This is a genomic window from Agrobacterium sp. LAD9 (assembly GCF_003031125.1).
Classification (GTDB): domain Bacteria; phylum Pseudomonadota; class Alphaproteobacteria; order Rhizobiales; family Rhizobiaceae; genus Agrobacterium; species Agrobacterium radiobacter.
Genome location: NZ_PHGS01000013.1, coordinates 66,339 through 87,163, shown reverse-complemented (window position 1 = coordinate 87,163; position 20,825 = coordinate 66,339). Strand labels below are relative to the sequence as shown.

The following is a 20,825-nucleotide window of genomic DNA, read 5'->3' as shown; positions in this document are numbered from 1 at the left end:
CGGGCCTAAGCAGAATTGCATTGAAGCCGTCGAAGACGGCTTCGTAACGAGTATCACGAAAGGAGGCTTCAATGCCTACAGAACTGACAGATTTTATCTACTCCAGCGCGATGTGCAGCACCCACGAGCACACGGAGTATGAGCATTATTATTGCGCGTCGAAGCCAGACGTGCTCACGCAGCTCTTCGACAACTATGTCGTTCATGATCTGCAATCTGCAGGCGCCCCAGAAGAAAAACTGGCGGCGCTCATTGATCCAGCCAGCGGAGATTCGGGCAAACGGTTCAGGGACATCCAGTCATACTGGAATAACATTCAACACACTGGTTACGCCGAGGCGGTGAAGTTAGCCGCCAAGCGCGTCTTTGCAATTGATGAGCTAACTTCAGATGCCGTGGCGACGGCGCAGCAGAGCAACCCGTATCCAGGGAAGAAAGGAGAGCGGCTTGCGATTCTGAAGGAAATCGCCGGTCTGGATCATGTCCAGATTGACACCAATTCAAGACCTTTGCCGCTCGAAATCATAGGTCAGGATTTCTTCCTGTACGACCTGAATATGTTCGACTTTGCGGCAGGCAGCCCGGATTTCAATCAGATTGAAAGTCAGCTCGGGGAGAAAATAGAATCTCTTGAAGCCTTGGAAGCCGCAATCGGCACATTGTTTGCGATCAGCTCCAGTTATGCAGTGGCAGTGAAGACGCAGCACGCCTACGCCAGAACGTTAAAGTGGAGCCCACGCAGTAACGAAGAGGCCGCCCTGGCTCTGTGGAATGTCCGACAAGCCAGATCAGGCGCATCGGAAGCCGACCGCCTATGCCTTGGCGACTGGTGTTTATCGCGTATCGCGGAGCAATGCGCAGCTCATAATCTGCCGTGGAAAATCCACACGGGTTATTTTGCGAAAAACAACTTCATGCCAACCGAAAACCTACGGGCCGGAAATCTTGACGGTTTGATCAGGGCGAACCCTCGCACTCGCTTCGTCTTGATGCACATTGCCTATCCTCACTCGGACGAGATGATCGCGTTGGCGAAACACTACACAAACGTTTCGGTAGACATGTGTTGGGCTTGGAGCATCAATCCGCTGCACGCCAGCGACTTCTTGCGGCGGTTCATGCACGCCGCTCCGACAAACAAACTCTTCATATTCGGCGGAGACGCTCATCTGCCAGCGGCATCTGTGGGATACAGCCACCAATGCCGCAACTGGTTCAGTCGAACTCTTCAGAAGGAGATGTCTGAGGGGCTTCTTTCTGAAAGTCAGGGGCTTGGCTTGGCGCGTTTCTTCATGACCGATAACCCATACGATTATTACGATCTGACAACCAAGAAGGATACGTTGCGTGGTGCTACTATGGAGATTGTTAAAGCGCACGGTCACGAGAGGGCTTTTGGCTTTCCGCCCAAAGGCATTCGCGATAGCGGCAAAGCCTGAACCGGTATGCACTAACGTGGGTCGAGGAAGCTGATTCTTCGCTAACCGATGTTGCGCTAGAACCAATTGCTCTTGAGGGTTGGTTAATTTCGCCAGATCCTCGTCATTCATTTCAAGCAGTTGCTCTTTCTGCGGCTTTAAGTATATAGATTGCTTTTAGCCAACGAGAGGTTGCCATGACGAAAGCCGTGCCTCCCATTCCGTTCGGCAGTGAACGTACCGATCTAGACAAATCCCCATTGGAGATACCCGCTCTTCTATCGCCTGCGATCTGGCGAGAATTGAGGACATTTCTTGCCGTAGCAAAAAGCCCGTCTTTTTCGAGGGCCGCCGAATTGCTTGGTACCAGCGCCCCCACCGTGAGCCGAGATGTAAAGCGCCTACAGGATCAAATCGGGTCGCAGTTGGTGATTTCCACCTTTTCTGGCGTCACGTTGACCGAGATGGGACGGAAACTGGCTATGGAAGCCGCCGACCTCGACTTCAAGCTATTCGTCGCGTCAAATGACCTGAAAGACGACATCGATGCTGTTACCGGCCGGGTTGTCGTCAGCGTAACGTCGGGCTTGGCAGTAGCCATTGTGGCTCCCTCTGTCTCCCAGCTCAGCGCCAATTATCCGCGCCTCAGTCTCGATATCAAGGAGCAGGTCTCGCTGGTCAACTTCGAGAAAAATCAAGCTGATTTAATGGTCTCGTTGTCTTCCATTTCACGGGCAGATGTAGACTGCATACAGATTGGAACCCTACATTTGATCCCGGTTGCCAGCCGGGAGTATGTTAAGAGATTTGGCATTCCCTTGCGACAATCCATTCCTCAGCATGCTTACATACAGTGCAAATACTACGATTCTGATCGGGAGATTTGGAATGGCTGGCGTAAGCTCGTGAATACCGGACATCAGACGCACCACTGCGAAAATTCGCTAGCCTATTTTGCGCTAATCAAGAACGACGCGGGCGTCGGTCTGCTCGGGAACTATGTTCTCGCAGATCCAGAACTGGTTCCCCTAGATCTAGGCGTTCATGTATCTCTTCCCATTTACCTGATTTCCGCAGCTAACCGCCGCCAATCCAAGGCGGTCGGAGCCGTTTATGATTGGCTCGTGTACGTCTTCAGTACAAACCCGTCATTCAAAAGCGATTTGACGTTTCCATCAGGCCGTCTGGAGAGAGAGGAAAGCTTGCGCAAGATGTTGAAAACTATTTCTTCGTCGACTCCGACTCAAGTCGATTAAGTTCTTCTGATATCAACAGATAACCCTGCGCGACTTCTTCCAAAAAACCTGCGAGTTCAAGAGGTTGCATCATAGGGTCGCTCACGATTCGACGAACCATTTCGGTATGGAGTCTTGTACGCACAAGAATATTGTCAGGAAGCCCTGCTGAGGCAAAGTCGCAGGACAAAATTCCGAACTTTTCCATTTTTAAAGAGTTTTAAACGCATCTGGGGCATCCCATTGGCCTTCGACGCGTAATAAGACCGCACTACTACTTTCCGTCGTGATGGGATCTTCCGACGCTGGGATAGAACCTAAAACTGTAAGATAAGGGTGGGGATGGCCATCAATATGCACTGCTGGGCTGTCCGCTATTTCAAGATCAAAGAGTTTGGTCCACAGCCGAGCAAGCCTCTCTTCAGCCTGTGTGAGGACTTGCGTATAGCCTTTGCGTGCAACGTGACCGAATGTCATCTGAATGCACCGCTTCACCGTGAACGGATGCCGGTATTTTTCGCGAAAGCAAGTACGTTCATACTTGGCAAAAGTGGCAAACCATCGAATACGGAGGGAGCCAACGGGCTCAATACCGTCGTAAAAGACGAAATGCGTAGCCTGATGGTCATTTCCATCAAAGATAAAGGAAGGCGCGATGCCATGCTCATGTACGAAGCATATGCTTCTGAGTATCATAGCATCGCGAACATGTTCAGGTGTGGTCGCTACTTCGCATCGAAGATCGGGAAATTTGCTCACCATTGGTCAACCTCGCTTTTCGGACAGCTAAGTTCAACTTCAGAAGGCCGGCGAAGCGAAGAACGAAGATTTCAGGGGGGATTTCAAAAATGATGTGCCCCATCGAACCCATGGACAGGTTAGTGGCGCTTTGTGCTGAAGGAGCAAGAAAATTTGGGGATGATCCCAAAGCAATAACGGATTTCGTAGAGGCGGAAATATGCAGATTGCCTGTCCTCGAACAACGTAAGCTAAGGCAGACGTTGGCTCTCATGTCTGACAGTGAACCGTTCACAAAGCCGGCATAATGAAACTATTCTCGCTACGACGTAGCACGTATTCTAAACTCGTTCCGGTTGACTGTGATGGGGACGCACGTCGTCTTTTGTGAGCGGGTGCTGTCTACTATTCCGACCGGGATGTTTAGGGCGATTGCATCAAAACGACGGTTCGCGCATTTACAAATTTGCCAATCGGTGGCCCACCGTTTCACCGCGTTGCTACTTTGCTCATCTACCGATTCACTGTTGGCATAAATACCGATCCAATCATTCGCCTATTCGCGCAAACGCGGATTTGCCAATTTACGCATCCACCGTTTCACCGGTTCACTCATTCACCGATCAACCGGTGCACGCAATCGGAGAAACACACATTCGCGCATGCGCCCACACGCTGATTCACCACTTCACCGGAAAACCTGTCCGCTCGTTCGCTGAGTAGCGCAATCGCCTGAACGCCTAAACTGCGGTATAATACCAGCCGGTCGCAAGCTCTGCTGGACCATCAAAACAGGCCCAATCGTCTTCCGCCTTTCGGCCGCACACTGATCGTTTGCAGCTGTCATTCGTGTCCAGCTTGCCAAAAAAATCGCAGATTATGGAACCGCTCGGTCGGCTTGGCGACGATCGCCCCCCGGGCGAAACGGCTATTGGTATACCAATAGCCTATCCTGCCATCTCTAACCAATCGGCCTGGCCACCGTGCCCGACCCGCCAATGCTGTTGCGAGTCGTCAGACGATGCAACAGCGATCACAGGTGTATCGCCTGTGATCCGCGGAGGAGGAATAGCGCGTGGGCCGGACATCGCGGTGAGAGATGCTGAAGCGAGCCGCCGTCGGGAGCAGTCGGGATGCCCGTGAGCAGGGAACGGACATCGATGACATGCGAACGACGGGGCGGCGAGCACACCGCAGGAAACGATGAACGTCAGGAGCGGATGCCCGAAGCATGAGGGTGCAGCGCAGGACGAACATCCTGTCCTTATTGTTTGGGGAAGTCGCGGCAGCGTCCGTCTACCGGCCCGAGAGGCCGGGCGAGGTTAGCCCCGCACCACAGGGAGAGGGGTGTTTGAGGAGAGAGGCGGCAAGTCTCTCCCCTCAAGACCGCGCGCAGGCTCGATGCCGGCAAGCGGTCAGGACCACGCGAAAAAGACGAGAGGCGGACGTGCCGCCTCTCGTCTGCGATTCAGTCGGCACGCAGTTCGCGGATCACGGCTGCGACGGACCAGTCGCCGAAATGGGTCCGGCGCTGGGCAACGAGGATGTCGACGGCCGTCTCATTGGCCTCGATGGCTCGGATCGCCTCATCCATGTCGTCGTAGGGGCCTAGATTTTCGACAGGCTCATAGTCCCCGTAATCTTCGTCCCAGTGACCGGCGATGTACTGCGGCGCATTTTTTACACGGACTAGTACTCGTTCTGCCTCGCGGATAAGACGAAATCCCTCGGTGCGCTGCCGCCAGTATTCCGGGCTTCCACCATCGATGTGTTTGATCTTGCGCTGTGTCATAAGAAGTCTCCTTTCGTTTTCTGACGGAAGGAGACCGCACGATAGCCGCGAGGGGTCAGGGATCGCGGCACGCGACCGCCATGGGCGGCAAGCGGGGGAGCCGATTTTCTGCCGACGCCAAAAGCGGCGGCTGAAAATTGGGGGAACCGCGCAGTCCTTGACGCCGGAGTGGCGGGTGCACAATGGGAGGTCAGAGAGAGAAGAGAGCCCGCGGCCACGATCAGGGGCCGTGTCCGTTTCCGGCGACCAGCCGGCTCTTTCCTGTCCACTAGCGCTGGGCTTTTTTGGGAACCGAGATCGGACGGCATGGCGAGCGATCATGAAAAAAGGGCTCCCGCCCGGTGAGAGCGGAAGCCCCTTGATGCGAGGTCAGTAGCCCAAATTCGCGATGATCTCGTCAAGCTCCGCATCGCGGGCGAAATCGTAGTCGTCGCCATGGTTGGGAAGGTCACCCTCTTCGTAACCGCATTCGGTGCATCTGATCGTATGATACTGATTTATCGAACCGGCTTCGCAGGCCTCCCAGTAGCGTTCAAATGCTTCACCGCCGCACTCCGGGCACTCGATCGTTTCGAGATCGTCATCAAGGTCGAAACCACCCGGCTCCACGCAGCCGCCGTAAACTCTGGTCATGATCGTATCCTTTCGTGTCTATGACGAAAGGGAGCCACAGAGCGCCGCCGAGCGGGTCAAGGATCGCGGAACGCGACCGCCAGCGGCGGCGAGCGGGGGAGCCGATTTTGTCGGCGGACGCTTCAGCGGCCGGCGGCAAAATTGGGGGAACCGCGATGTCCTTGAGGCGGGAGAAGGGGATCGTAGAATGCGGCGTCATAGAGATAGAGAGAACCACGCCCGCTGTCGCGGGCGTGACCGTTTCCGGCGGCCAGCCGGTCCTGCACCATCTCCGCGCCGCAACGGTCGCGATATCGCGCCGGCAGTGCAACATCGCGAGAGGATCATCACGCGACTGCGCGGAGACCGCTTGGGGCTCCGGGAGCGCCCCGGGGCGCGAGTAGAGCCGTCCGGCAGGGCCGGCTCGCCCGATCATCTCTTCGCGGATTGCCAACACATCACGCAAATGAATCGGTCGGGCATGACCGATTCAAATCTCTCGTTGGACCTGCGCTCAGTGATCGACGATCCTGTCGGCATGATTACGCAGCCCTATCAGCTTTATATCGAACGCACGGACGCCTCGATGAACATGGCGCGTTACTATGCCATGGATATTTCGGAGACCTTGTTTGGAGAGACCCGGCTGACGCGCCGCTGGGGACGCATCGGTGCGCGTGGCCAGGCGAAGGCGCATGTCTTCCAGCGGGAAGAGGACGCCGTGCTGTTGTTTCTCGATCTCGTTTGCCAGAAGCGGACGCGCGGCTATCGCCCGGCTGCGCGGCAGGTGGAACGAGGCCCGCTCGCGCGGGCCTCGACAGGAGCCTTATCGGCGCCGGTCCCAGTCGGTCTCGAAAGCGATCTCGATCTCGACGAAGAACGGGATCTTGATTGCGAGTTTGAGGCCGAGCTTTCCTTTGCGGAAGAAGTGGCCAGCGACTTTGCAGAGTGCACGGAGCCGGCGGCCGGTGGCGGTGAGGAATTGGGCGAGTTGGCGCATGATGTTTACTCCTTTCGATAACGTGTCATTGCGGGGATAGGCCGCGGCCCGGAAAGGCGTGCTGCACCCGCAAGGGCCGCAGCGCATGCGAAGGACCTGCCGGCGACGGAATTTTGGAGCGCGAGGAGCCAAAGGCTAAGGAAAATTCCGGTGGCGGCAGGTTGCGGTGCGACGACCGGGCTGCAAACATCCCCGATGCCGATGACAGGGGATCGAAAGGAAGGTCGCGGCAACCTCCCCGATCTCTTCCGGACGAATGCAGGCTGCGGTGTCGATGTGTTCGCGACCGAAGCGGAGCTTCGGGCCTTGGCCGTCGGTCGATCCGGCGGGGTGGGCCAAGAACAGCGGCAGAAGCCCCGTCAGAACGGAGGCTCAGAAGAATGGCTGCCGGCCTGTTCCGCAAGCGAGGCGGCCAGTTCGACCTGGGCGAGTTCGAGTCCCGCCTTGATCCGGCGGCGCTCGGCGGCATCGAGCATCTCGGCGCGTTATGCTGACAGTCAACCCGGGCTCTCAACGCTGGACATGGGCCAACTGCTCTAAGAGAAATTCTAATATTTGCGACATATCGATCGTCGCTGAATTTTCAGCGGAATTTCTGTCGCAAAACTCAAGCGCAAAAGCCGGATTTATGCGACTGAGTTTTGCGACAAGCCGGACGGCTCACGTGGCTTGCTAAAAACTGCGATGGCGAAGCAGACGCCGGCGAGCTGCATCGTCGCTCCGATCGCCTCGGCGGGAGATGGGAATCGGCCCTCGAATATGAAGCCGTAAGCGAGACCGAAGACCGTTTCCGCAACGATGAGCTGGGCCGCGAGCGCCAGCGGCAGGCGACGAGAAGCGATTACCCAGCACCAGGTCGCGAACCATGAGCCGGCCAGTCCCATGACCAGTGCCCACGCAATGAAGCGAAAGGCCTCCGGAGCTGATGCCGTATGTGCGAGATCGAATGATGCAAGCGGTAGCAGGAGAAGACTTCCGATCGCTGCGCCAACACCTTGCAGTCCTGTCCATTGCAGACCATCCGGCGCGTTGGCCGAACGCATGACGGCCGCATTCACCAAGCCGTAGGCGATCCAGATCGCCAGCGCTGCCAAGCTGGCGAGGACGCCGAGCAAGATCGACGCCGTATCCGCAACATGAGCCGCGCTGATCGTCGCGGCATTCACAATCGCCACGCCGATCGCGATCAGCATCAAAGGCAGCGCGAGTGCTTTCCATGGAGCCGTTCGTTCCCTGACATTGGCGATGATCGCCAGGAACACCGGCATGGTTCCGATGATGACAGGCGGAACGGCCGCGCCGGCGAGCTGAACCGCAAACGCTGCGCTGATGAAGTACCCGACATACCCCGCTCCACCGAGGAGCAGCCCGATCAGGAGCCGCGAAGGGGCTATGCCTGCGGGCCGGAACCGCCGATCAGCCATCAGCAGCAGGCAGGCAAGCCCGAAGATGCCATACCGAGCGATCGTCAAATCCCATGTCGTGAACGGTGCAACGGCGCGTGGGGCGATGAAAGTCAGCCCCCATAGAGCGCAAGTGGTGAGGCCGGCGGCGATCCCAAGCAGCATGATATTCTCCTGTTGCGAGCATCATGCAATGCGATCCGGCTGATTTATATGGAATGGCGGCAGATGATTGGGTAAATTGCTTTCCATGTCGAAAGCGAAATCACATCCAAACCTTCAAACTGGAAAATCTTCCATAGACGCCACGGATGCGCAGATTCTTGCCGCACTGGATTCCGATGCCCGCCCTGTCGATGAGCGAGCTTGCCCGCACCGTCGGCATGTCGGCGCCGAGTGTGTCGGAACGGGTTCGCCGATCTTGGCGATAAGGAGAGTTGCCTCCGATGGATCGAAACAATGGCTCTCATGTACGACGATCCAAATCGCGAAGATCATCAAGTGCTTATGCAGGAAGGCGAAGCCATGTACAAACTTGGCGATACCGACAGAGCGTTTCGGGCCTTTTCTCGGATCGAGGAAATATATGGCAGAAAGGGCTTTGCTGGCCACCAAAAGGCTTATCTGGAATTCCTCGACAGACAGCGCGGCCGCTGAGCGGGTGTGGCTGCTCCTGAGCCGAGGTGGGTCGGCAACAACAATTGCAGCCTTTACACCGCAAATGCCCGCGACATCCAAATTTCACGTGCGTCCTTCGGCGTGGCGATTGGCGATCCACGAGAGGTTCGGGATATCGCCTCCGCCGGACTTCACAACATTGGTGCCGTGGAACATGACGCCATAGCCATGCTCCCGATCCCATGTACATGCAAGTTCCGCCCCGAAATAGGGGAGCTTACCCTGAATAGGAGGCAGCGTAAGCTGAAGCAGCCGGACCATCTGACGCAGCATCGGCTCGTCACAGCTTTCAGGAAGCGGCTTATCCTCGTCCCCCAACACGATACCGCTCTGGATGTCGCGCAACCTTGGCATGTCGCTCAAGATCGTGTCGATAATGGCCCGCTCCACTTCCTCATCGTTTTTGATAAGCCACCGTGCCGTTTCAAGCATGATGGGATCGGGGGAGTCGCCTTCGCCGTCGTCATTTTCAAAGGAAACGGGCACCTCGCCCGGTTCGGCGTAGCTGGAATAGCCCCGGCGGGGGTGAGGTAGGGCAACGAGAGAATGCCAGAGCGTCGACGTCTGCGGCATAGGGAGCGCCGTTTCCCAAAATCCGTCCACGCCGTAGAGCGTCGGCAGTCCATCGAAGGTGTAAGGAGCGTATTCGGGGGAGAGCTTGTCCATGAGCATCGTGTTCATCCTCTTGTCTCATCAGAAGCTATTAAAACCTGCATTCTGTCGCGAAATTCCCTCAGTTTGCACGACACGGAAACGCCCACGCCAGTCCGTCGGCCACGAGCGATGATGCGTTCCCTTCAAGGCTGCTCGACGGGAGGGTGCGCAGATAGGTATAGGTGCGATCGACAAGCTCGTGAGGCATGACCGTGCCTGCGCCGCACCATCGCTTGCCGCTTGTCGCGTCCGCCACACCAGCGATGTAGGCGTTGGCCCGAGCGCTAGACAGAGCACGATCACGCTCGTTGCCGGCAGTTTCATCTGCTGGCTGGCCTTCCAACGCGTTGATTAGGTTGATGCCACTGAATATCCAGCCGCGCCGCTTATCATCGGGAGCCGCCCACGCCACACTCATAGTCAGGCTAATGCCTGATATTAAATAGACTGAAAAAGCCGATAGGCGCTTGTATTGCTGAACTTCGTTCACGAATATGTCATTCCTTATTTGGTTTTGCCGCCCCCAGAACCTTGACTTTTACTCGATATGCTCACCTGATTTGTGTTATTTTTCAAAATAATGATTTCCGCGACAATACATATAAAGGCATTCACCACTAATTTATTGGCCCTGTCCGATATTAATCGTTGCGGATGATCCTATCTGAGTAAAGGTATACTCGACCGAACTTCGTTTCCAATAAGCCGATATCATTTCTATAGCGTCCTCCCTGTCGAGAGTGTCGGGAGAGCCAAGACGTTCTGATAGAGCACGGAGAAATTCGGCAGGCTTCTTCGTCGAATATGCACATGCTTTGTGTCCGCTTGGACCCACAGCAACCCAAACCGACAATGATTCGGCTTCACCAGCCTTATCACGCCGCCAGCCTACAACTTCCACCGAACCGCCATTGTAGGCGACGAAATGAGTGCGCCACTCCTCTGTTTCCGCATCGGTCTGGCGCTGCCAGCCAAGTTCGTCGCCTTTCACTGTCGCCGCCTGCACAGTGGGCGCTTCGCAGATATTGAGAAGGCGATCTACCGTCATGTCCATGGGCATCGCTGTGGCTGCTCCAATATTTAAGAATGCAGCGCACATGCCGCTGATAACCGTTATGCGCATGCACATTGCATCTCTCTTCCTCGGCCTAAGAATATAACTGCCTTGCTGAATCGTCGCAAAATTCCCGATTAACGCGACATATGTTTTCCCGACTTTTGCAACGTCGCAGAATAGGGAAATTTGCAACAACTTCAATCGGGAGGCTGCCTTAGACTGGTGCTGTCATTTCCCAAAGTTCGCTTCAGCAAAATGCCAAAGTTGACTTCAGTGAATGGCAGCGGCCGGCCCGGTGGAGAACCAAACCTCCGGATAGATGGCTATCGCGCTGTGGTCGGGAGCGCGATCGGCAGTTCTCCAAATCGAACGAATGGACCGAGCTTCCGCGAAACTGGCGGCCACCCTGGAGGGCGTGACTTCCTTCGATGCGCCTACGCAAGGAATAAACCAGGCAGGCATTAGAGGTGTGACGCTAAAGCCACCGTTTTCAGAGCGGATCAGCAACGTTAGCGCGACTTCCTCACTCGGCCGCCAAGGAAAGATCATCCGTCCGCCGGGCTTCAGTGCTCTTAGCCAGTCGGCCGGCGGTGCGGCTACGCCGGCGTTCACATAGATCACGTCCGATAGCGGCAGCCGCTTTCTTGTAGCGTCACCGCTGATGACATCTACACCTTCAAAAGGTTCGAGGTTCCGCATAGCCTTTTCTACCAGATTCCCGTCTATTTCGAATGCGGTGACTTTGCCCGTGGGCAATACGAGCATTGACAGGATCGCAGTGTAATACCCGGTTCCTGCGCCGATATGCGTGACGGTCTCCCCACGCTGTGGGGCAACTGCTCCTATCCATGCCGCATGAAGCGAAGGCTCGCCATTATTGATCCCCTTGTCTGCATCCAGCGCTACGAGGGCATTCTGATAGAGGTAGACTGGATCAGCGCTCGGCGTCTCAAAATACCGTAGGTTGACCATGACTTTCCAAGGGCCGGGAGGGAAAAACGCTTCGCGAGGGACAGCCTCGAAAGCTCTCTCAAGCCGGGGATCAGACGATCTGCTCGCCGCCGCCATGAGGCGGGCATAAAAGCCCCGGATTTCTTCGATGCTGGCTCGCTCATTCACCATGGGGAGGTCTCCTGTCCGCGCTGAATTTGGGCGTCAGAAAGGAAACTCTGACCGTAGGCGCATCGTCCGAATCTTCAGCCTGTTCAAACTTCATCGCAGCCGTCAGCCGCGCAATCGTCGCTCGATGCACACGAAACAGCCGGGCTACATCGGCCGGCTTCCGCCCGGCTTCGAGCATGTCGATGATTTCTGCGCGCTGTTCGTCGTTGAATTTCGGCCGCCGGCCGCCGACGCGGCCCTGCTCGCGCGCAGAGTTCAATCCCGCGCGTGTCCTTTCCCGAACCATGGCGCGCTCGAATTCTGCAAATGCCCCGAGCATCTGCATCATCATCCGGCCCGCCGGCCCTGAGGTGTCCACAGCTTCGGTCAACGACCGGAAGCTGGCGCCAGCGGCTTCGACCTTCTCAAGAATATTAAGAAGATCCTTTAATGAGCGCGAAAGTCGATCGAGTTTCCAAACGACGAGTGTGTCTCCGTCGCGCAACTGGTCAAGCAACCGATGAAGCTCTGGTCGATCCCATCGCCCACCCGACGCCTTTTCATCGAATACACGTCCGCAACCGGCTTCCCAAAGGGCCTTTATTTGGGTGGCCGTCTCCTGGCCGTCATTCTTCGAAACTCGTGCGTAGCCGATGAACATGTTCTGCTGCATAAACCTGTTGCCAATCACTCGGATTTGGCAACAGGTTTATGCGCGAGTCAAGCAGTTTAAAAACCAGAGAGCGGACAACGAGGACAAGGTATTGGAAATCAGGCTCTTTTTAAGTGGCTGACGTCGCCACAGTGGGCGTCTGGGAATGTTGGCGGTCTCTCGGCTGCACAAACGTTCGTTTGTGCGCCAATGCTAATCATGCTTGGCCGCCCAAAGCAGCGGTCGAACCATTGCTGACCTTCGTCAGTCTCGAAGAACGCGCGCATTTCGGCCACGGCATCATTCATGATGTTCGGGTACTGCATATCCCGGAGTTTGTCGGTCGGAAGGCTTGTCCCGCTTGCCAAACGTTGCAACGCACCTTCTGGCATCTCCTTGCCTATGGCGGCTGTCTCCGATGCAGATAGACCGAGGACGGAGCGGCAAAAACGGTGGTAGTCCGCCCCATAGGTCTCTGCAAGACGACGAACATAGGCGCGGCGATCCTCATGGGGCCGGGGTTGGGGATGCAGCGGCCACGGCTTGGTCGAAGGCTCAGTCACGACATGACGCTCCGTTCCACCGAGCGCCGCCGCACGGTGGGCGGCTGATACGCCGCCTCCATCACGGCGGCTGTGTCGATCCGCTCCCAGCCGGATTGCAGGGCGACGGATGCAGCCTCGGTCAACAGGCTCGCGATTTCCCCGATAGTGCCTTCCGAGCGGCGCAGGATGAGGCTTCGCATCTCCGGAGCGCCCAGATGGGAGGGTTCCCGCAACGGCAATATGGTCTCGACGCTCGACAGGAGTCGACCGAGTTCTTCATCGTCGCTCCATCGAGGCAGAGGATAGGGATGGAACCGATTCTCAAGCTGGTCGTCGGAGCGTATGGCCAGATATGCATCGCGCGTGCCAAGGCAGGCGAGCGGAATCCGAAGTTCGTTTCCGATGTAGCGCAGAAGGTTCAGCAACTCGCGCTGCCGCCGAGCGGATGCCCCAAGCAGGTTATGCAGCTCGTCGATGATGATGAGCCGGGTCTGGACCTTGCGCATGATTCCGAGGGCGAAAGCCTCTTTGTGCTCTGCTCGGTTGAAGCCGCCCGAAGGTATGCCCATTGCCATCATCAAAGACGAGAACAGGCGGGCCGGCGTCGGCTCTGCCGGCATCTGGACCGCAAGAACCGGAATAATCTCATGCTCGCCATCGTCGGACGATCGTTGAGGATGCTGGCGCAAAAACTTTTCAGCGATCATCGTCTTGCCGTTGTTGGTCGCGCCGACGAGCAACATATTGCGCGGCCGTATCTTGCCGGGCTCGACACGCATCAACTGTTCCAGGGTGGCGACCGCGAGGTTGGCGCGGGTGTAGCTTATCCATCGATCCATGTTCATCCGTTCCAGGCGCTCCTGGGCTGGAAGTTCGGCAATCGGGCATGTCTCCGGTCGAAGATGCGAAAGCTCCATCACCATTCCTCCACATCATCAAAGGGTTGAGGCGGCGTAGTGCTGCGAACTGGCGGCGCTTCGGGGGCTGCTGCTTCGAGTTCGGTTCGGACAGATCGCCGCGTCCGGTTGCGCCTTGCCGTTCGGGTCAGGCGCGCGGCATCGCGCTCGATCGCCCGCATTTCGTCCACGGCTGCGAACAGACTGGTTTCATCGACCTTTGCCCGGTTCTGCTCACGCAGCCTGCGCAAGGCAAGACGATGCTCCCAGAGCGTGATCGATGGTCGCGAAAGCATCCGGTACGGGACTTCCAGATAGGCATTGTCGAAGGGATCGAGAACGAAGATTCGGGAGAGATCGCGCGGATCGCGCCGGATGATCAGGGGATCGGGGCGGTTTCGGTCATGTATCCAAGGGGTCAAGGCATTCGAGAAATAGACGATGTGATCGAGGATGATGCCGTTGCGCTGAAGGCTGCGTCGGCACACCGGCAGAAAGTCGATCAGGAAGGCGTGGGTGTCGGCAGGGATCGGGATGGTCTCCCCGACCTCCGCCAGTTCGACGGCTCCCCGTCCAACCCTTCATGGCCGCGCAGGTGATAATATTTGGCGATGGCGACGGTGAGCCACCTTTCCAGTTCCTCAAGGGTGAGGCAGGAAGTCTTGTCGCTGTCGTAGTTGCCGCGCTCCGCGGTGTTGGAAAAAGTGGTGCCCGGAAGCCCATGCACCAGCTCCATCATCGTGCCGATGACGCGCTCGATGATTCCACCAAAATGGGGCTGTCCGATCGGCCGCCAATCGATGGTGATTCCATGCTGCTCGCATCCCCGCTCGAAGGCGTCAGAATGGAATTCGGCGGCATTGTCCACGCCGATCCTGCGGGGCTTGCCGACGACCGGCCAACGTGCATCGGTGTGGCGGGCCTCCAGCCACGATGCTTTGTCAGAAGCCACATGCGTCAGGCAAAGACCGACCCCGGTTGCCGAGGGTGCATCCAGCGAAAGATGAAGCCCTGCGATGCACCGGCTGAAGACGTCGATGGCGAGCGTCAGATAGGGCCGGCCGATCGGCAGCCGGTCGATAGGATCGACCACGATAAGATCGACCGGAGTATGATCCATCTGCATCAGATCGAGCGGTCGGGACGGCACTGGCGTTGCGCCCGAAATCGACTGTCCGGCAGGAAACGGCTCGCCGCGCTTTTCCCGTGTTGATGCCGGGAGCGCCTTGATGCGGCGACGAACCGTATTCGCAGATGGGGCCGGCAATTCCGGCAGAGGCAAACCGCCGTCGCACCTCGCGAATGACCTCGGCGGCGTTGCGCTTCTGCGAGGTCAGATACACATCCTCGATGATCTGCGCCGTTAGTTCTTCGACCGAAGGTGCCAACCGCCCCCGGCCGCGACCGCCTCGGCCCTCTTTCGGCAGCAGCGCACTGAGGGTTCCGCCAGCTTCCCTCATGCGGCGCACCAGTGCATAGACCTGGCGCTCTGATATTCCAAGCTCTTGCGCCGCGCCGAGGGCACCGGCTCCGCTCAACAAGCGGTCGCACGACTTCGGCGCGGCGTTGAGCCTCGATCCACTGACTTGTTGGAATCACTGCCAAATCCACCATGCTTGCGTCCGATCTTGCATGATGCTGAAATTATATCTGGCAATTTGCCCCGAAAATGCATTCAATCAGGGTGCTGCTGAAGCGAACTTTGGCACCATGCACCCAAGAGAATCAAGGGCGTTTGCTGAAGTCATCTATGGGAAATGACAGGTGCCACCGGTTATGACCGCCCTATTCGGGCGGCTCGAACAGCAGGTCGTCAAACGCGGTTTCCTTTTCGGCAAGCAGCACTTCAGCCGCTGCCAGTTCGTTGAGGATCCACTGGCACTCGTCTTGGTACACGGCGTTGCGTAGTTCGGCGCGCAATTCTTCAATCTGGATTTCGAGGGCATAGGTCATCGTCGTCTCCTTGACGTTTGTGAAAGACGAGGACCAGCGGCGTGAGGGGATGGCGGGGTCAAGGATTGCGTAGCGACCGGCGGAGCCGGCGTATGGGGGAGCCGATTTTCTGACCCGGCCCTGCGGGACGGGGCTGAAAATTGGGGGAACCATGCGTCCTTGAGGCCGTCATTTCCGAACGGCACAATGGGACTATCTGAGCAGACCCCACCTCTCCGTATGGCACCGAAGATGCAGGCGGGTTCGATGCCCGCTTGCATCTTCATCGTATTGGGAGAGCCCGGACGTGTTCGCCGGGATTGTACCGTTGGGCGCGGCGGGATCGCACGTCAGGCGTCAGAAACGCTGGGAGAGCGCATATTTCCTGTGGTTTTCAGGCATTTTCGGGCAGGTGTTGGTTCATGACCCCTATTGTTTTCCTATCTTCAACATCATACCGGATGGGATGAAACACGAGGAGCCAAGGATTATGACCACGACCACTGAAATTTCGGACAAAATCGCATCCGAGCAGAACCTGAGCAAGGCGCAGGCCAAGGCGATTGTAGAGAGTGTGTTCCGGCAGATCACCGAGGCGGCGCTGGCGGGCGCGGAGACGTCCATCCCGAGCTTTGGCAAATTCAAGCTTAAGGAAACCCCGGAACGCGAAGGCCGCAACCCGGCGACCGGCGCGACGATCAAGATCGCGGCCGCAAAAAAGCTTACCTTCACGCCGGGCAAGGCGGTGAAGGACGCACTCAACGTCTGAGCCATCCTCGTGACAAAGTCGAAGCCGGAACCGTGCGCGCTGCCTGGGTCCGGCCTTGTGGTTTTGTGCGAACGACCCCGCCTTGCGGCGGGGCCATTCGGGGATCCCGGTCATGCGGCCTCGCGGTTCGGGCGGGACCAGACGAGGACGTAGTCGCCTTCCTTTTCGCCCGGCCACAGGGCCGCGTTGATCGGAGCGGTGAAGCTCGGATCGTCGAGCTTGAGGGAGATGTAGGGCTCGCCGTTAGCCGAGACCGCGTTCCAGCCGGCTCCTACCTCGGCGGCGCCGGAGGTGACGCGGAAGTCCGGAGCGCCGCGGGACACGCGCTCGATGGGATTGAGGCGGGCCTTCATTGCGACCGTAAGAGTGCGAACGTTGCCGACGATGGTGTTCCCGTTGGTGGTGAATTCGCCGATGACTGCCATGACTTGGTTCCTTTCGTGTGATCGGGCTGCGCCCATCGCTGCCTCGATGGCGGTGTAAGGACCGGGAGCGATCGGCACTGCACCCCTCCAGGGGACGTAACGTAGTGGAGGACGGCTGGACCGCGCTATTTTGCTTGGCGATGCAAAGCCCGGCCTGCCGGGCGGCGGAAAATAGTCCGGACCGGCCGTTGCGGTCAGCCGATCGAGCCGGAGGCGTCTTACGGTCACACCAATTCCATCGAGGTCTGCGTGGATGCACCGGTGTCTAGGGCGGAGGAACCTGGCAGGGGGCAGGGTCTCGGCGGTCCCCGGCTTCGAACAGACCTTGTCAGTGGCGCGGACTGCCGGGATGGACCGCATGCTGGCGCCGCCGCTGGCGACGGCTGTTTCCGGGCTACCCGATCTCCCGGCTCCGCCTGGCGGTTGAAGCGGCAGGATGGGGCGGCTTTATCGATGCACAGCCCCGCTATCCTCATCCGCCGTACGAACCAGCGCCTGCGCGAAGGACTGCTGTCAGGAGCTCCTCCTGCCGAAACAGATCAAGTGCGCCTTCTCCGTTTCACGTCCGATCAGAGCGCGGGGTGCGATGCCCGGCTGCCCGATTGCCGACTTCCGCGTCAGCGGGAAGGGATGCGGGCTGCCACATCGAACGACGGCACAGACGCGGGTGCCGTGAGACTGTCCGCATGTGGTGCAAAACTGAAATGCGAGATACACTCTTGCGCCAACCATTCGTTGGCGAAACTGAGCTGGTCATCGGCGACTGTAAGCGTGGCGTCGAAATCCGGAAACAGCCTTGGGACCACAATGCGGTTTATTAATCCGATTCCTTTCGTCCACGACATCGGCCGATCGAGGGAATTTTATGAAAAAAGGCTGGGTCTGAAGGTGCTGGAGGATGCGGGAAGTTTCGTACTGTTCGAAACGGGGTTCGCAATCCACGAGGGCGCGGCGCTAGAACAGACGATATGGGGTCGCACATCAGACTTTTCCGAGCCATATGGGCGACGGAATATTCTGCTGTATTTCGAGCACGAAGACGTGGACGCCGCCTTCGTGAGCATCGCGCCCTATGTCGAACTTATTCATCCCGTCGAGCGACAAGAGTGGGGGCAGCGCGTATTTCGGTTTTATGATCCGGATGGCCATGCGGTCGAGATCGGTGAACCGCAGAATCTCGCACCCCTCACCTGAGGATCAGCCCAGTACGCCATGCGAAGTATACCCATCTCGATCCGGTACTGAGACGGTACAAGATCACCGCGCTGCGTTTCGGCCCCCGTTGCTTTCGTTATAAGGGCCTCGTACGTCTCGATCGGCGCCTTTGCCGCTCTGAACCGCGATGGGCGGAGAGGAAGGCAGCTTGTGCCGTCTCTCTTTTCGGGCCACTGTTAGAGTGTCCGCGAAAGTGGACCATCGGAACGGTCGAACGCGGGCGTGTATCGGGGTCCGTCGCGTTTGGTTGCCGAGCGCGCGAGGATGAGCAATCTGGTGGACGGAACAACCGTTACGCCGCCTCGCTTTCTTCAGCCGCGTCCGGCTGCAAGCCGTGCAGATAGGTAACAGCGCGTTGCGCGTGGGCTGCCGCCTGAAAGATTGCACGCTTGTCGTCACCCAATATCTTCAACCACGAATCGAGGTAACTTGCATGATCGGGCCGTGGCTGGAGCTCGGGTGAGATTCCCAGGTCCGCGGCCAAAAAAACGCTTCCTAGCTCGGCGATCAGCTCTTCCCGGCTTCGTTCCGATCTGTCTTTGGCATAGCGGCTGAGGTCACGTCCGATCCGCTCGGGGCTCGCCGTCCAATGAGCCGCTTCATGACTCAGGGTTGCATAATAGCTGGCAGCATCCTTGAAGGTCTCGAAAGGTGGCATCTGGATATAGTCCATGACCGGCGAATAATAGGCCTGGTTGCCGCCATGCCGGATAAGGGCTCCGGTGTTACGAAAGAACCGGTCAGCATGTTCGAGGCGCTCGACAGGATCGATCTGCGCTACGGGGCGATAATAATAATGCTCAGGCAGACCGTCGATCTGCTCGACGTTGAATACGCTGTAGGCTTTCAGGAACGGTATTTCCCGATCGGCCTCGCCGCCCTCGCCATCATCTTCGGACTTCGTAAAGCGGCTGGCGAAGACAACGGTCGAGCCGGTCTCGCCCTTGCGCACGGCCGCATCCAGCTGCAATGCCTGCTTGAATGTCATCCATGTCTACGAGGCGAAGCCTCGGGCGATACCCTCCGACCACAATAGGAGTACATTCATGCCCGAATAGGGTTGTCCGTTGTGGCGCCTCGGCCGGGTTACCCGGCCAACCGCGTTGGCGGAACTCCAGGGTTTCATCCACGGCCGGACGCCTTTTTCCAGGTCGGCGATGATGCGATCGGTGATCCGCGAATAGATGTCGGTTCGATCGCTGTGTTCTTTCCTGCTCATTTTCCTAAACCTCCACTCGGGAGGCCGCGCCATTGCGGCCCCGTCGCGGAGGGACAAGGGCAGGAGCGGTCAGGCGGTGAGCTGCACCGGAACGGCCGAAACGTAGTGGAGGACGGCGCAGCCGTTGCGGCTTGCCGCCGGCTCCTGCAGGACCGACAGCGAGGACGGGGTCGCATCGCCGCGACCATTCAAAGCATCTTGATGATCCATGCGCTATTAAAGGGGATGGCATCGAAGTCGGCCTTCGGGCGGCAGACTGAAAAACGATCAAGCGGTGACAGCTTGACCGCGGTGGATGGGTTCACCTTTGTCGGACACCGCCGATGGCGATCACGGGCGCGCTGCCGCGAGCATCCGCCTGCGATTTGCGTTGACGGCGAATTTCTGTAACGCGCAATTGCGCCGCCATTCTATCGTCAGCACTGACCGGCAAGGTCGGGCGTCCCGCAATATCGTGGCGCATTGATCAGGTTGGGCGGATGCCAGCAAGTAGTTCTTTGCGGCAGCATAGGTCGCAATCGCGCGACGAAGACGAATCCTGGCGATTCCAGGCTGAAGTCGGGCGCTGAATTGCTCGAAGATGCCGAGCTCGAATGGCAAAACCGGATCGGTTTCCTTTTGTGGAAGGATCGCCGCGCCTTCGCTCAGCAATTCGTTGATGGCAGCAGCTTTTTTGAGATCATTGGCACTGGCAAGGACCGGGCCTTGCGAGCTGACCCATGGCTTCACTTTCGACGATTGTTCGTTGTTCATGTCATCCCCATCGATAACGCCGTCCATGGGGATATAGTGACAAACTGCGACGGTTAAACGGCTGCATCGCGAAAGCGCCCGCAAGCGGGCACCGGTCTCGGCCGAGTCATGACCTCCACCAGAGGTGGAGGTTTGAAACGCTGCGCTTGAACCGCTAGAAGCGGTTTTGCTATAAGCTAGTAGCTGCGATTAAAGAGGTCGGCAAAGTCGGAAGCTTTGTCGGCCTTTTCTTGATTACGGATATAATGTCTGACGACCTGCTCATCATAGCCAGTCGTGGACACGAAGTACCCACGCGCCCAAAAGTGGTATCCCTTGTAACGCCGTTTACGGGCGTATTTGTTGGCGACGTAAATCGCCGTCTTACCCTTCAAAAACCCGACAATGTGCGAAACTGAATATTTCGGCGGGATCGATATCAGCATATGCACATGGTCGAGCATCAGGTGCCCCTCCTCGATCCGGCAACCCTTTTGCAGAGCAAGCCTGTGCAAGAGGTCACCCAATTCACGTCGCACGTCCCCGTAGAGCCTTTTCGTGCGGTACTTACTTCCAAAAACAACGTGGTATTTGCAGTCCCACGTCGCATGCGATTGTGATTGCTCATCCATAAAACCTCCGTTTCGCGTCTCGGCCTGCTAACGGTCCAAGCACGGAGGTCTCTCAATGACGATGTAGAACTCGTCCAGTCCTCCACCGTAGGTGGAGGTTTATTGTCAGCACAAGAAATG

Annotated in this window: 24 protein-coding genes and 2 pseudogenes; 7 read left to right on the top strand and 19 right to left on the bottom strand. The window is 57.7% G+C overall.

Going from position 1 to position 20,825, the window contains the following annotated elements; genetic code table 11:
• Positions 1 to 71 precede the first annotated feature (71 nt).
• Together DA915_RS14185 and DA915_RS14180 are read left to right on the top strand one after the other, a co-directional pair.
• Positions 72 to 1,439 carry an amidohydrolase family protein gene (locus DA915_RS14185; RefSeq protein ID WP_107676237.1) on the top strand — a complete coding sequence of 456 codons (1,368 nt, stop codon included), beginning with the start codon at positions 72 to 74 and terminating at the stop codon, positions 1,437 to 1,439.
• A gap of 176 nt (positions 1,440 to 1,615) precedes the next feature.
• Complete coding sequence (locus DA915_RS14180) at positions 1,616 to 2,674, top strand: LysR family transcriptional regulator (protein WP_107676236.1); 1,059 nt, start codon at positions 1,616 to 1,618, stop codon at positions 2,672 to 2,674.
• A 189-nt stretch (positions 2,675 to 2,863) separates the two neighbouring features.
• On the opposite strand, the gene DA915_RS14170 is transcribed toward DA915_RS14180, so the two are convergent.
• The 3 genes from DA915_RS14170 to DA915_RS14150 form a co-directional block, all read right to left on the bottom strand.
• On the bottom strand, positions 2,864 to 3,415 hold the full coding sequence (locus DA915_RS14170; RefSeq protein ID WP_244600717.1) for a hypothetical protein: 552 nt from the start codon (positions 3,413 to 3,415) through the stop codon (positions 2,864 to 2,866).
• Between the two features lie 1,444 nt (positions 3,416 to 4,859).
• Entirely contained in the window at positions 4,860 to 5,183 is a 324-nt protein-coding gene (locus DA915_RS14160) for a hypothetical protein (protein WP_107676234.1), read from the bottom strand.
• A 369-nt stretch (positions 5,184 to 5,552) separates the two neighbouring features.
• Positions 5,553 to 5,816 (bottom strand): hypothetical protein, encoded by a 264-nt coding sequence (locus DA915_RS14150; protein WP_107676233.1) that lies wholly within the window; start codon positions 5,814 to 5,816, stop codon positions 5,553 to 5,555.
• A gap of 460 nt (positions 5,817 to 6,276) precedes the next feature.
• Here DA915_RS14150 and DA915_RS29205 point away from each other — a divergent pair.
• Positions 6,277 to 6,570 (top strand): annotated as a pseudogene (locus tag DA915_RS29205) (WGR domain-containing protein); the annotation flags it as partial.
• Positions 6,571 to 7,421: 851 nt separating this feature from the next.
• Here DA915_RS29205 and DA915_RS14135 read toward each other — a convergent pair.
• The gene (locus DA915_RS14135) at positions 7,422 to 8,363 is read right to left on the bottom strand and encodes a DMT family transporter (RefSeq protein ID WP_107676230.1); all 942 of its coding nucleotides are present in this window, start codon (positions 8,361 to 8,363) and stop codon (positions 7,422 to 7,424) included.
• 146 nt (positions 8,364 to 8,509) lie between these two features.
• On the opposite strand from DA915_RS14135, the gene DA915_RS29455 reads away from it, so the two are divergent.
• Positions 8,510 to 8,629: a winged helix-turn-helix transcriptional regulator gene (locus DA915_RS29455; protein ID WP_371412714.1), complete on the top strand. Its 120-nt coding sequence runs from the start codon at positions 8,510 to 8,512 to the stop codon at positions 8,627 to 8,629.
• 28 nt (positions 8,630 to 8,657) lie between these two features.
• The gene (locus DA915_RS14125) at positions 8,658 to 8,855 is read left to right on the top strand and encodes a hypothetical protein (RefSeq protein WP_153064555.1); all 198 of its coding nucleotides are present in this window, start codon (positions 8,658 to 8,660) and stop codon (positions 8,853 to 8,855) included.
• An 84-nt stretch (positions 8,856 to 8,939) separates the two neighbouring features.
• Here DA915_RS14125 and DA915_RS14120 read toward each other — a convergent pair whose 3' ends face one another.
• From DA915_RS14120 to DA915_RS28925, 10 genes are all read right to left on the bottom strand, one after another.
• Entirely contained in the window at positions 8,940 to 9,557 is a 618-nt protein-coding gene (locus DA915_RS14120) for a hypothetical protein (protein WP_107676228.1), read from the bottom strand.
• A gap of 52 nt (positions 9,558 to 9,609) precedes the next feature.
• Positions 9,610 to 10,020 (bottom strand): Rap1a/Tai family immunity protein, encoded by a 411-nt coding sequence (locus tag DA915_RS14115; RefSeq protein WP_202864238.1) that lies wholly within the window; start codon positions 10,018 to 10,020, stop codon positions 9,610 to 9,612.
• A gap of 132 nt (positions 10,021 to 10,152) precedes the next feature.
• Complete coding sequence (locus DA915_RS14110) at positions 10,153 to 10,653, bottom strand: hypothetical protein (protein ID WP_192886512.1); 501 nt, start codon at positions 10,651 to 10,653, stop codon at positions 10,153 to 10,155.
• 204 nt (positions 10,654 to 10,857) lie between these two features.
• Entirely contained in the window at positions 10,858 to 11,709 is an 852-nt protein-coding gene (locus DA915_RS14105; RefSeq protein ID WP_107676227.1) for a protein-L-isoaspartate O-methyltransferase, read from the bottom strand.
• The gene (locus tag DA915_RS14100; protein ID WP_107676440.1) at positions 11,699 to 12,349 is read right to left on the bottom strand and encodes a recombinase family protein; all 651 of its coding nucleotides are present in this window, start codon (positions 12,347 to 12,349) and stop codon (positions 11,699 to 11,701) included. Before DA915_RS14100 ends, DA915_RS14105 begins: the two co-directional genes overlap by 11 nt.
• 110 nt (positions 12,350 to 12,459) lie before the next feature.
• The gene (locus tag DA915_RS14095) at positions 12,460 to 12,903 is read right to left on the bottom strand and encodes a TniQ family protein (protein ID WP_192886511.1); all 444 of its coding nucleotides are present in this window, start codon (positions 12,901 to 12,903) and stop codon (positions 12,460 to 12,462) included.
• Positions 12,900 to 13,802, bottom strand: coding sequence for a TniB family NTP-binding protein (locus DA915_RS14090; protein ID WP_244600715.1), 903 nt, complete (start codon positions 13,800 to 13,802; stop codon positions 12,900 to 12,902). Before DA915_RS14090 ends, DA915_RS14095 begins: the two co-directional genes overlap by 4 nt.
• Positions 13,802 to 14,269, bottom strand: coding sequence for a Mu transposase C-terminal domain-containing protein (locus DA915_RS14085; RefSeq protein ID WP_192886510.1), 468 nt, complete (start codon positions 14,267 to 14,269; stop codon positions 13,802 to 13,804). The genes DA915_RS14090 and DA915_RS14085 overlap by 1 nt, the downstream gene beginning before the upstream one ends.
• 14 nt (positions 14,270 to 14,283) lie before the next feature.
• Entirely contained in the window at positions 14,284 to 14,931 is a 648-nt protein-coding gene (locus DA915_RS29120) for a transposase family protein (protein WP_244600714.1), read from the bottom strand.
• A gap of 635 nt (positions 14,932 to 15,566) precedes the next feature.
• Complete coding sequence (locus DA915_RS28925) at positions 15,567 to 15,734, bottom strand: hypothetical protein (protein ID WP_192886508.1); 168 nt, start codon at positions 15,732 to 15,734, stop codon at positions 15,567 to 15,569.
• A gap of 469 nt (positions 15,735 to 16,203) precedes the next feature.
• Here DA915_RS28925 and DA915_RS14070 point away from each other — a divergent pair, with 469 nt between their 5' ends.
• On the top strand, positions 16,204 to 16,482 hold the full coding sequence (locus tag DA915_RS14070) for an HU family DNA-binding protein (RefSeq protein ID WP_107676221.1): 279 nt from the start codon (positions 16,204 to 16,206) through the stop codon (positions 16,480 to 16,482).
• Positions 16,483 to 16,592: 110 nt separating this feature from the next.
• Here DA915_RS14070 and DA915_RS14065 read toward each other — a convergent pair whose 3' ends face one another.
• On the bottom strand, positions 16,593 to 16,907 hold the full coding sequence (locus DA915_RS14065; RefSeq protein ID WP_192886507.1) for a DUF736 domain-containing protein: 315 nt from the start codon (positions 16,905 to 16,907) through the stop codon (positions 16,593 to 16,595).
• 807 nt (positions 16,908 to 17,714) lie between these two features.
• Between DA915_RS14065 and DA915_RS14060 the strand changes: the two genes are divergently transcribed.
• The gene (locus DA915_RS14060; RefSeq protein ID WP_107676220.1) at positions 17,715 to 18,101 is read left to right on the top strand and encodes a VOC family protein; all 387 of its coding nucleotides are present in this window, start codon (positions 17,715 to 17,717) and stop codon (positions 18,099 to 18,101) included.
• A 313-nt stretch (positions 18,102 to 18,414) separates the two neighbouring features.
• Here DA915_RS14060 and DA915_RS14055 read toward each other — a convergent pair.
• The 4 genes and pseudogenes from DA915_RS14055 to tnpA all read right to left on the bottom strand — a co-directional run bounded on the left by DA915_RS14055 (position 18,415) and on the right by tnpA (position 20,705).
• Positions 18,415 to 19,341, bottom strand: a pseudogene (locus DA915_RS14055) (ArdC family protein).
• A gap of 69 nt (positions 19,342 to 19,410) precedes the next feature.
• Positions 19,411 to 19,551 (bottom strand): hypothetical protein, encoded by a 141-nt coding sequence (locus DA915_RS28920; RefSeq protein WP_192886506.1) that lies wholly within the window; start codon positions 19,549 to 19,551, stop codon positions 19,411 to 19,413.
• A 120-nt stretch (positions 19,552 to 19,671) separates the two neighbouring features.
• Positions 19,672 to 20,094, bottom strand: a complete 423-nt coding sequence (locus DA915_RS14050) for a ProQ/FINO family protein (protein ID WP_244600713.1) — start codon at positions 20,092 to 20,094, stop codon at positions 19,672 to 19,674.
• Positions 20,095 to 20,270: 176 nt separating this feature from the next.
• Entirely contained in the window at positions 20,271 to 20,705 is a 435-nt protein-coding gene (tnpA, locus tag DA915_RS14045) for an IS200/IS605 family transposase (RefSeq protein WP_107676219.1), read from the bottom strand.
• Between the last annotated feature and the right edge of the window lie 120 nt (positions 20,706 to 20,825).